General features: G+C 70.3%; 11 protein-coding genes. 10 read left to right on the top strand and 1 reads right to left on the bottom strand.

Annotated elements, in window-relative coordinates; all coding sequences use genetic code 11:
• On the top strand, positions 1 to 149 hold a 149-nt coding region (locus ACLQ27_RS17680; protein ID WP_425867878.1), incomplete at its 5' end, for a DUF397 domain-containing protein.
• 1 nt (position 150) lies between these two features.
• Positions 151 to 348 (top strand): DUF397 domain-containing protein, encoded by a 198-nt coding sequence (locus tag ACLQ27_RS17675; protein WP_425867669.1) that lies wholly within the window; start codon positions 151 to 153, stop codon positions 346 to 348.
• 103 nt (positions 349 to 451) lie between these two features.
• Here the strand turns inward: ACLQ27_RS17675 and ACLQ27_RS17670 are convergent, their stop codons facing one another.
• Positions 452 to 964: an Lrp/AsnC family transcriptional regulator gene (locus ACLQ27_RS17670; protein WP_139584073.1), complete on the bottom strand. Its 513-nt coding sequence runs from the start codon at positions 962 to 964 to the stop codon at positions 452 to 454.
• A 217-nt stretch (positions 965 to 1,181) separates the two neighbouring features.
• Between ACLQ27_RS17670 and ACLQ27_RS17665 the strand changes: the two genes are divergently transcribed.
• The 8 genes from ACLQ27_RS17665 (at position 1,182) to ACLQ27_RS17630 (ending at position 9,923) form a co-directional block, all read left to right on the top strand.
• Positions 1,182 to 2,366: a polyamine ABC transporter substrate-binding protein gene (locus ACLQ27_RS17665; RefSeq protein WP_234587738.1), complete on the top strand. Its 1,185-nt coding sequence runs from the start codon at positions 1,182 to 1,184 to the stop codon at positions 2,364 to 2,366.
• A 5-nt stretch (positions 2,367 to 2,371) separates the two neighbouring features.
• Positions 2,372 to 3,523 carry an ABC transporter ATP-binding protein gene (locus tag ACLQ27_RS17660; protein WP_425867667.1) on the top strand — a complete coding sequence of 384 codons (1,152 nt, stop codon included), beginning with the start codon at positions 2,372 to 2,374 and terminating at the stop codon, positions 3,521 to 3,523.
• Positions 3,520 to 4,428: an ABC transporter permease gene (locus ACLQ27_RS17655; protein WP_357573277.1), complete on the top strand. Its 909-nt coding sequence runs from the start codon at positions 3,520 to 3,522 to the stop codon at positions 4,426 to 4,428. The genes ACLQ27_RS17660 and ACLQ27_RS17655 overlap by 4 nt, the downstream gene beginning before the upstream one ends.
• 58 nt (positions 4,429 to 4,486) lie before the next feature.
• Entirely contained in the window at positions 4,487 to 5,323 is an 837-nt protein-coding gene (locus ACLQ27_RS17650) for an ABC transporter permease (protein ID WP_357493760.1), read from the top strand.
• Positions 5,324 to 5,401: 78 nt separating this feature from the next.
• Positions 5,402 to 6,823, top strand: coding sequence for an NAD(P)/FAD-dependent oxidoreductase (locus ACLQ27_RS17645; RefSeq protein ID WP_425867664.1), 1,422 nt, complete (start codon positions 5,402 to 5,404; stop codon positions 6,821 to 6,823).
• On the top strand, positions 6,823 to 8,025 hold the full coding sequence (locus tag ACLQ27_RS17640) for a saccharopine dehydrogenase C-terminal domain-containing protein (RefSeq protein WP_425867662.1): 1,203 nt from the start codon (positions 6,823 to 6,825) through the stop codon (positions 8,023 to 8,025). Before ACLQ27_RS17645 ends, ACLQ27_RS17640 begins: the two co-directional genes overlap by 1 nt.
• A 102-nt stretch (positions 8,026 to 8,127) precedes the next feature.
• Positions 8,128 to 8,859, top strand: a complete 732-nt coding sequence (locus ACLQ27_RS17635) for a LamG-like jellyroll fold domain-containing protein (protein WP_425867661.1) — start codon at positions 8,128 to 8,130, stop codon at positions 8,857 to 8,859.
• 308 nt (positions 8,860 to 9,167) lie between these two features.
• Positions 9,168 to 9,923: a G5 domain-containing protein gene (locus ACLQ27_RS17630; protein WP_425867876.1), complete on the top strand. Its 756-nt coding sequence runs from the start codon at positions 9,168 to 9,170 to the stop codon at positions 9,921 to 9,923.
• The last annotated feature ends 6 nt before the right edge of the window (positions 9,924 to 9,929 follow it).

Genomic DNA, 9,929 nt, shown 5'->3' with positions numbered 1-9,929 from the left:
GCAGCAACAACGGCGGTGACTGCGTCGAGGTGGCCGACAACCTGCCCGGCCGGGTGCTGGTGCGGGACAGCAAGGACCCCGACGGTGGCACCCTGACCTTCGCCCCGACCAGTTGGCGCTTCTTCGTCGAGCAGTTGCGGCAGGCGTGACATGAGCGACGCACGCTGGCGCACCTCGACCCGCAGCAGCAACAACGGCGGTGACTGCGTCGAGGTGGCCGACAACCTGCCCGGCCGGGTGCTGGTGCGGGACAGCAAGGACCGCGACGGTGGCACCCTGATCTTCGCCCCGACCGCCTGGGCGTCGTTCGTCGGCGCGGCAGGCACGGTGGGCGCAGCAGGCCGCTGATCCACTCGGGTTCACGGAAACCGGGGCATCAGGGCCACCCGGACACCCCGACTTCCGGAAAGCCGAGTCGATCAAGCGCCGACGAGCGCCGACGAGCGGTGCGTCAGGCCGTACCCCAGGTGTAGGTCTGCTTGCGCAGCTTGAGGTACACGAACGCCTCGGTGGCGAGCACGCCGGGCACCGCGCGCAGCCGTTGCAGGATCTCCAGCAGGTGGTCGTCGTTGCGGCAGACCACCTCGGTGAGCAGGTCGAACGATCCGGCGGTGATGACCACGTAGTCGACCTCGTCCAGCTCGGCCAGTCGGTCGGCCACCGCCTCCAGGTCGCCGTCGGTACGTAGCCCGATCATCGCCTGGCGGGGGAAGCCGAGCTGGAGCGGATCGGTCACCGCGACGATCTGCATGACGCCCGAGTCGAGCAACCGCTGGACCCGCTGGCGGACAGCCGCCTCGGACAGGCCGACGGCCTTGCCGATCGTCGCGTACGGCCGCCGGCCGTCCTCCTGGAGCTGTTCGATGATCTGCTTGGCCACGTCGTCCAGCAGAGCGTGATTGGCGCCTTCACGTACGGCGACGCGTCGACCGCCGTTGCCGCTCTCGTGCTGCCGGTTCGTCATCGTGCGCTCCCCATGTCCCGAATCGTGATGTCGTGCGTGTGTCCCCGCGCAGTCTGGCGTATTTCGTCGTGCATCGCTAACCCCGCAACGGAATCCCTTGTGAGAGAGGGTGTCTCATGTCAGGATCAGTCGTCCCTGGTACTTGACCCTCCCGACATTCCCGCCGGCGCGCGCCTCCCCCGTCCCGCCCGCCGACGATGACCCCCTAGGAGTCGTCATGCGTACTCCCCTCCGGCCCCTTTCCCGGCGTGGACTGCTCACCGGCACTCTCGGATCGGCCGCCCTGCTCGCTGCGGGCGGCAGTCTCGCCGGCTGCGGCACCAAGGGCGCCCAGCAGACCGAGGCCGGCTGCGTCAGCGAGGACCTGTCCGGCACCGAGAAGAAGCTGGCCTTCTCCAACTGGCCGCAGTACATGGACGTCGACGAGAAGGACGAGTCGAAGCGGCCGAGCCTGGACGAGTTCATCACGAAGACCGGCATCCAGGTCACCTACACCGAGGACATCAACGACAACAACGAGTTCTTCGGCAAGGTGCAGAACCAGCTGGCCGCCTGCCAGAGCACCGACCGGGACATCATCGTGCTGACCGACTGGATGGCCGCGCGGATGATCCGGCTCGGCTGGATCCAGAAGCTCGACGCGGCAAAGATCCCGAACGTCCAGGCGAACCTGCTGCCGTCGCTGCTCAACCGCTCGTTCGACACCGAGAACCGGATCTCGATCCCGTGGCAGTCCGGCCTGGCCGGGTTGGCGTTCAACGGCAGCGTCACCAAGGAGCTGCGCACGGTCGACGAGCTGCTGACCCGCCCCGACCTCAAGGGCAAGGTGACGGCGCTCAGCGAGATGCGCGACACGATGGGTCTGCTGCTCGGCTCGAACGGGCACGACCCGTCGAACTTCACCGCTGCCCAGTTCGACGACGCGCTCAACAAGCTCAAGAAGGCAGTCGACTCCGGGCAGATCCGCAAGTTCACCGGCAACGACTACGCACCCGACCTGGCCAAGGGCGACATCGCCGCGTGCATCGGCTGGTCCGGGGATGTCATCCAGCTCTCCAGTGAGAACGAAAAGGTGCAGTTCGTCGCGCCGGACTCCGGCGCGATGCTCTACAGCGACAACATGATGGTCCCGAACAAGGCCACCCACAAGGGCAACGCCGAAGCGCTGATCAACTACTACTACGAGCCGGCGGTCGCGGCGAAGCTCGCCGCGTACGTCAACTACATCTGCCCGGTCAAGGGCGCCCAGGCCGAGATGGAGAAGATCGACCCGGACCTGGCCGCCAACCCGCTGATCTTCCCCGACGACGCGCTGCTGGCGAAGTCCAAGGTGTTCATGGCCCTGGACGAAAAGCAGGAGAAGGAGTACGAGGGTAAGTTCCAGCAGGTCATCGGGGCGTGACTCCGATGGCGCGCGAGACACCCGCAGGCGACCTGCGCCTGGCCGACCTCACCAAGCGGTTCGGCATCTTCACCGCCGTCGACGACCTCAGCCTGACGATCGGCCAGGGCTCGTTCTTCGCGCTGCTCGGCGCGTCCGGCTGCGGCAAGACCACCACGCTGCGCATGATCGCCGGGCTGGAGGAGCCGACCAGCGGCCAGGTGCTGCTCGGCGACACCGACATCGCCCGGCTGCGGCCGTACAAGCGGCCGGTCAACACGGTCTTCCAGAGCTACGCGCTCTTTCCGCACCTCACCATCTTCGAGAACGTGGCCTTCGGGCTGCGGCGGCGCGGCATCCGCTCGGTCGACGACCAGGTCCGGCGGATGCTGTCGCTGGTGCAGCTCGACGGCTTCGGCCCCCGCCGCCCGGCCCAGCTCTCCGGTGGCCAGCAGCAGCGGGTCGCGCTGGCCCGCGCTCTGATCAACCAGCCGCAGGTGCTGCTGCTCGACGAGCCGTTGGGCGCGCTCGACCTCAAGCTGCGCCGGCAGATGCAGATCGAGCTGAAGCGCATCCAGACCGAGGTTGGCATCACGTTCGTGCACGTCACCCACGACCAGGAGGAGGCCATGACCATGGCCGACACCGTCGCGGTGATGAACGCCGGCCGGATCGAACAGCAGGGCGCCCCGGCCGACCTCTACGAGTTCCCGGCCACCGCGTTCGTGGCGAACTTCCTCGGCCAGTCCAACCTGCTCGCCGGCGAGGCCGCCGGCACGAGCGGCGGCGAGGTCGCGGTGACGGTGCACGGCGCGCGCTTCTCGGTGCCCGCCGGCCGGTCGCGCGCCGACCGGGGTCCGGTCCACCTGGGGGTACGCCCGGAGAAGCTGCATCTGGTCGGCTCCGCCGACCAGATCCCCCGAGGACACCAGCACCTCACCGGTGTGGTCACCGATGCCTCCTACGTGGGGGTCAGCACGCAGTACCTGCTGCGCACCGGTTGGGGCACCGAGCTGTCGGTGTTCGCGGCGAACGACGGCGCCCAGGTGCCGGTGCCGGTGGGCAGCGAGGCCGTGGCGTACTGGGATCCGCGCCACGCGTTCCTGCTGGCGCGCGACGCCGCCGACACCGACCGGACCACGCCGGTGCTCGACGAGCCGGTGGGCGCGTCGTCATGACCCTCCTGGCCCCCACCAGACCGGGGCAGCCGGCGCCTCCACCACCGGCCGGCCGATCCGGGCGGCACCGGCTCCTGCCGTACCTGTTGCTGCTGCCCGGCGCGGTCTGGCTGCTGGTGTTCTTCGGCGTGCCGCTGCTGCAACTCGCCGCGGCGAGCCTCTACGACCCCAGCGGCTCGCTCTCCACCGGGTACGCGATGACGTGGGCGTTCGGCAACTATCCGGACGTCGTGCAGGCGTACTGGCCGCAGCTGCTGCGCTCGTTCGGCTACGCCGGACTGGCCCTGGTGCTGGCGCTGCTGCTCGGCTACCCACTGGCGTACGCCATCGCGCAGAAGGCCGGCCGGTGGAAGAACCTGCTGCTGGTGTGCGTGGTCGCGCCGATGTTCACCAGCTTCCTGGTCCGCACGCTGGCCTGGAAGACGATCCTGTCGGACAACGGCGCGCTCGTCGGCCTGCTGCGGGACGTGCACCTGCTCGCGCCCGACGGGCGGCTGCTGGCCACGCCGTTCGCGGTGGTGCTCGGCCTGACGTACAACTTCCTGCCGTTTCTGGTGCTGCCCCTGTACGCGAGCCTGGAGCGGCTGGACCCCCGGCTGTTGGAGGCGGCGAGCGACCTGTACGCGAGCGGCGTCCAGGCGTTCCGCCGGGTGACCCTGCCGTTGTCCATGCCCGGTCTGGTCGCCGGCACGCTGCTGTTCTTCATCCCGGCCAGCGGCGACTACATCAACGCCGAACTGCTCGGCACCCCGAACGAATACATGATCGGCAACGTCATCGACTCGGCGTTCCTGGTCCGGCTGGACTACCCGCAGGGCGCCGCGCTGTCGTTCCTGCTGATGGCGGCGATCCTCGCGGTGGTCTTCGGCTACCTGCGCAGGGCCGGCACGGAGGAGGTTCTCTGATGAGCGCGAGGAGTGCAGCGCAGCGGAGCCCCGCAGTCGCGAATGAAGGCAGGCTCTGATGCGAGTGTCGCGCTGGTTGGCGGATCGCTGGGTGATGATCGTGGCGCTGCTGGTGCTCGGCTACCTGGCGCTGCCGATCCTGGTGGTGGCCGGGCTGTCGTTCAACCGCCCGTCGAGCCGCCTGTCGTACGACTTCAACGAGTTCACACTGGACAACTGGCGGCAGCCCTGCGCCACCTCCGACATGTGCGACGCGGTAGTGCGCAGCGTGCAGATCGGGTTCATCGCCACGGTGGTCGCCACCGTGCTCGGCACCCTGATGGCGTTCGCGCTGGTCCGGCACCGCTTCCGCGGCCGGGCCGGCGTCAACGTGCTGATCTTCCTGCCGATGGCCACCCCGGAGCTGGTGATGGGCACGTCGCTGCTGGCCCTGTTCGTCTCGGCCGGGGTGCCGCAGGGCTTCTGGACCATCGTCATCGCGCACGTGATGTTCTGCGTGTCGTTCGTGGTGGTCACGGTAAAGGCGCGGCTCGCCGGAATGGACCGGCGGCTGGAGGAGGCCGCCATGGACCTCTACGCCAACGAGTGGCAGACCTTCCGGCGGATCACGCTGCCACTGGTGCTGCCGGGCATCGTGGCCGCCGCGCTGCTGGCGTTCTCGTTGAGCTTCGACGACTTCATCATCACGAACTTCAACGCCGGCACGACAGTCACCTTCCCCATGTACGTCTGGGGCGCCGCCCAGCGGGGCATCCCGCCGCAGGTGAACGTCATCGGCACCGCGATGTTCGCGATCGCGCTGCTGCTGGTCGGGCTCAGCTCGCTGCGCGGGAGGCGGGCCCGTCGCGCCGCGCTGCTGGCCGGCCCGGTGCCGCAACCGCGTCGCTCGTCATGACCGCCCTGGATGCGGGCCGTCCGACCGGGTCGCAGTCATGACCGTCCCGCATGCCTGCCGTTTGACCGGGTCGCAGTCATGACCGTCCCGCATACCGGTCGGGCGCTGGCCGACGCGGCGCCCGTGCCGTACTGGCTGGACCGCCCGGAGCGCCCCGACCCGCTGGCGCCGCTCACCGGCGCGCAGACCGCCGACCTGCTGGTGATCGGCGGCGGGTACGGCGGGCTCTGGGCTGCCTTGGAGGCCAAGCGGGCCGAGCCGGACCGGGACGTGCTGCTCGTCGACGCCGGGACGTGCGGGTGGGCCGCCTCCGGGCGCAACGGCGGGTTCTGTGCCGCCTCGCTCACCCACGGCCTGGCCAACGGCGTCGACAGGTTCCCCGGCGAGATCGGCGAGCTGGAACGGCTCGGCCGCGCCAACCTGGACGCGATAGCCGCCACCGTCGCGGAGTTCGACATCGACTGCGACTTCGAGCGCACCGGCGAACTGGCCGTCGCCGTCGAGCCGTACCAGCTCGACGGGTTGGCCGCCGACGCCGAGCTGGCCCGCCGGTACGGCCACCGGGTGCGGCTGCTCGACACCGATGAGGTACGCGCCGAGGTGAACTCGCCGACGTACCTGGGCGGCATGGTCGACGCCGACCGGGTCGCCATGGTGGACCCGGCGAAGCTGGCGTGGGGGCTGCGGCGGGCCTGCCTCGACCTGGGCGTACGCGTGCACGAGCACACCCGGGTCACCGGGCTGCGCGCCGACGGCCCGGCCCTGCTGGCGTCGACGGTCGGCGGGCCGGGCAACGCGCCCGGCTCGGTACGCGCCCGCCGGGTCGTGCTGACCACCAACGCGTTTCCGCCGCTGCTGCGCCGATTGCGCGCGTACGTGGTGCCCGTCTACGACCACGTGCTGATGACCGAGCCGCTCAGCCCGGCGCAGCGCGACGCGATCGGCTGGCGCAACCGGCAGGGGCTGGCCGACACCGGCAACCAGTTCCACTACTACCGGATCACCCGCGACGGGCGGATCCTCTTCGGCGGCTACGACGCCGTCTACCACTACGGCAACCGGGTCGCCCCCAAGCTGGAGCAGAACCCAGCCACCTTCACCACCCTCGCCCAGCACTTCTTCACCACGTTCCCGCAGCTCGCCGACGTGCGCTTCAGCCACCGCTGGGGCGGCGTCATCGACACCTGCACCCGGTTCTGCCCGTTCTACGGCACCGCGTTCGGCGGTCGACTCGCCTACGCGGCCGGCTACACCGGCCTCGGCGTCGGGGCCACCCGCTTCTCCGCCCGGGTGCTGCTCGACCTGCTGGCCGGCGGGGACACCCCGCTGACCCGGCTCGACCTGGTCCGCCGCAAGCCCCTGCCGTTCCCGCCGGAACCCGTCCGCGCGGTCGGCATCAATCTCACCCGCCGGTCGATGGCCCGCGCCGATGCGCATGAGGGCAGACGCGACCTGTGGCTCCGTACTCTCGATCGTCTTGGTTTGGGGTTTGATTCCTGATGCGTGTCCTGCTCGTCGGCGCCGGTGGCGTCGGCTCCGCCGCCGTAGCCATCGCCGCCCGACGCTCCTTCTTCGAGACGATCGTGGTCGCCGACCATGACCCGGACCGCGCCGCCCGCGCGGTGGCCGGGCACGGCGACCGTTTCGTCGCCGCCCAGGTGGACGCCTCCTCGGCCGACGCGGTCACCGCGCTGTGCCGCGAGCACCGGATCACCCACGTGCTCAACGCCGTCGACCCGCGCTTCGTCATGCCCATCTTCGACGGCGCGTTCGCGGCCGGCGCGGACTACCTCGACATGGCGATGTCGCTGTCCCGCCCGCACCCGTCGCAGCCGCACGCGCGGACCGGGGTGAAGCTGGGCGACGAACAGTTCGCCGCCGCCCCCGCCTGGGAGGAGGCCGGCCGGCTCGCGCTCGGCGGCATCGGCATCGAGCCCGGCCTGTCCGACATCTTCGCCCGGTACGCCGCCGACGAGCTGTTCAGCGAGATCGACGAGATCGGCGTCCGGGACGGGGCGAACCTGACCGTCGACGGCTACGACTTCGCGCCCTCGTTCTCCATCTGGACCACCATCGAGGAGTGCCTCAACCCGCCGGTGGTCTGGGAGGCCGACCGGGGGTGGTACACGACCGAGCCGTTCAGTGAGCCCGAGGTCTTCGACTTCCCGGAGGGGATCGGGCCGGTCGAGTGCGTCAACGTGGAGCACGAGGAAGTGCTGCTCATCCCGCGCTGGGTCAAGGCCCGCCGGGTCACCTTCAAGTACGGCCTCGGCGACGAATTCATCGACGTGCTCAGGACGCTGCACAAGCTCGGCCTGGACGGCGTCTCCCCGGTCCGGGTGCGCGGCGCCGACGTGTCCCCGCGCGACGTGGTCGCCGCCTGCCTGCCCGACCCGGCCACCCTCGGCGAGCGGATGCGCGGCAAGACCTGCGCCGGCACCTGGGTGCGTGGCCTGGGCCCGGACGGGAAGCCCCGGGAGGTGTACCTCTACCACGTGGTCGACAACGAATGGTCGATGCGCGAGTACGGCCACCAGGCGGTCGTCTGGCAGACCGCGGTCAACCCGGTGGTGGCGCTGGAACTGCTCGCCACCGGAGCGTGGACCGGTGTGGGCGTGCTCGGGCCGGAGGCGCTGCCCCCGGTGCCCTTCCTCGACCTGCTCACAAGTTACGGCTCGCCGTGGGGGATGCGGGAGAGCTGAGGGGGCATTGACAGCAGTCATAGCCACAGTGATCATGGTGGGGCGCTGCGGCCATACGGGGGCCCGCAGCCCAATCCCTGGAGGACCGTCATGGGTCGTGCCATGTCCGCATTCGCCCTGGGCGTCACCGCTCTCGCCGCCGCCGTCCTGGTGGACACCGCACCCGCGTACGCCGCCACTGAGCAGTTGCGGCTGGACTTCGACGCCACCCCCACCGGACAGGTCGAGCCCGGTCCGTGGACGTCCGGCTGCTTCGCTGACGTCGCCACCGTCGGCGACTCCGGCTGCATCGCCGTGAGCGCCCCGGGCGCCATCTCGCGGGCGACCCGCCCCAGCGGTGGGGGTGCCAGCCCGGCGCTCGCCTTCCCCGCCTCGGGCAGCGCGGTCGTCCAGGTCCCGGACGCCGCCAACCTCAACCCGGGCAGTCAGGACTTCACCATCAGCGCACTGGTGAAGGTGACCACCGGGCAGGTGACCAGCGGCGCCAATCTCATCCAGAAGGGCGTCTTCGCCGACCCGGCACAGTGGAAGCTCCAGCTCGACAACGGCAAGCCGGGTTGTCGAATCGCCGGTGCGGGCCCCGACGGGGCGGCGTCGCTGCTCATCACCGCCGACACCTCCATCGCCGACCAGGGCTGGAAGTTCGTGCAGTGCAAGCGGCGCGGTGACGTGCTCAGCCTGATCGTCGGCAGCGAGACCGTGAAAACCGCGACGGGCGCCACGATGACCATCACCAGCACCGCGAAGGTCAACATCGGTGCCAAGGGGCCGGGTCTCAGCAACAACGACCAGTTCCGCGGCGAACTGGACAACGCGCTGATCAGCATCGGCTGACCGTGCGGTGCCCCTGAGTCGTATCCACGACTCAGGGGCACAGTTGTCGTACCGTTCCCGTCGGACTCCGCCACCCGCTCCCGGCGTACGCCCGCTGTGTCTGCTTTTGCTGGCGTTCTGTCCCACACGATCGGCCCTGCGCGGTCGGCCCCACGGACCGGTCGACCGGCCGACCCGCCATCGACGGAGAACTGTCGGCGGCCAAGGCTGATCCCGCCGATGATCCGCCGGCGGGCGAACGGAGCAGGCGACCGGCGCGACGGTGGATATTTCCGGTAGTACTTGCGACGACACTCATCGTCGTGACGATGCAACCACCGACCGGGCCTGCGTACCCACCGCCGTACGGCCCCGGACCTCAGCCGCCCGCCGCCCCGAACTGGTTCCGCCGCGCCAGCCCAGGCCGCCGCGTCGCCGTGATCCTCGGCTCGGTGGCGCTCTCCGTCCTGCTGCTCTGCTGCGCCGGCACCGCCATCGTCAGCGCGCTGGGCGGCGAGCCGGAACCCAAGCGCACCGGCACGGCGGCCGAAGAGGCGCAGCGACCCATCGTGGCCGCCCCCGCCGAGCCCACGCAGGAGGCTCCCGCGCAGGCGCAGTCGCCGGAGGCCGCGCCCTCCGCCACGCCGGCGCCCACCCCCTCGGGTGCCGCACCCTCGCCCGTGGTGCGGGTGACGACCGTGACGGAGCGGGCCACGATCCGGCACGGCGAGCGCACCGTCAAGGACGCGTCCCTGGCCGAAGGCAAGCGGGTCGTCCGCACCAAGGGCGTCGACGGCGTCCGCACGCTGACCTACCAGGTGACCACCACCGACGGCGTGCAGACCGGCAAGAAGCTGGTCAAGTCCACCGTGACGAAGCAACCGGTGACCGAGGTGGTAGCCGTCGGCACCAAGAAGAAGTCGAACTGCGACCCGAACTACAGCCCCTGCGTCCCGATCGCCAGCGACGTGGACTGCCTTCCTGGCTCCGGAAACGGACCCGCCTACGTCCGCGGGACCGTCAAAGTCATCGGCACCGACATCTACGACCTGGACCGCGACAACGACGGCTACGGCTGCGACTAACCCTCC

The organism is Micromonospora sp. DT63, assembly GCF_049841615.1.
Taxonomy (GTDB): Bacteria; Actinomycetota; Actinomycetes; order Mycobacteriales; family Micromonosporaceae; genus Micromonospora.
The sequence above is the reverse complement of the archived record's forward strand: the minus strand, read 5'-3'. Positions and strand labels throughout refer to the sequence as shown.

Coding starts and splice junctions, on each gene's coding strand:
- ACLQ27_RS17665 (WP_234587738.1), top strand. CDS start 1,182: ATGCGTACTCCCCTCCGGCCCCTTTCCCGGCGTGGACTGCTCACCGGC.
- ACLQ27_RS17675 (WP_425867669.1), top strand. CDS start 151: ATGAGCGACGCACGCTGGCGCACCTCGACCCGCAGCAGCAACAACGGC.
- ACLQ27_RS17660 (WP_425867667.1), top strand. CDS start 2,372: ATGGCGCGCGAGACACCCGCAGGCGACCTGCGCCTGGCCGACCTCACC.
- ACLQ27_RS17635 (WP_425867661.1), top strand. CDS start 8,128: ATGTCCGCATTCGCCCTGGGCGTCACCGCTCTCGCCGCCGCCGTCCTG.
- ACLQ27_RS17655 (WP_357573277.1), top strand. CDS start 3,520: ATGACCCTCCTGGCCCCCACCAGACCGGGGCAGCCGGCGCCTCCACCA.
- ACLQ27_RS17630 (WP_425867876.1), top strand. CDS start 9,168: ATGCAACCACCGACCGGGCCTGCGTACCCACCGCCGTACGGCCCCGGA.
- ACLQ27_RS17645 (WP_425867664.1), top strand. CDS start 5,402: ATGACCGTCCCGCATACCGGTCGGGCGCTGGCCGACGCGGCGCCCGTG.
- ACLQ27_RS17670 (WP_139584073.1), bottom strand. CDS start 964: ATGACGAACCGGCAGCACGAGAGCGGCAACGGCGGTCGACGCGTCGCC.
- ACLQ27_RS17640 (WP_425867662.1), top strand. CDS start 6,823: ATGCGTGTCCTGCTCGTCGGCGCCGGTGGCGTCGGCTCCGCCGCCGTA.
- ACLQ27_RS17650 (WP_357493760.1), top strand. CDS start 4,487: ATGCGAGTGTCGCGCTGGTTGGCGGATCGCTGGGTGATGATCGTGGCG.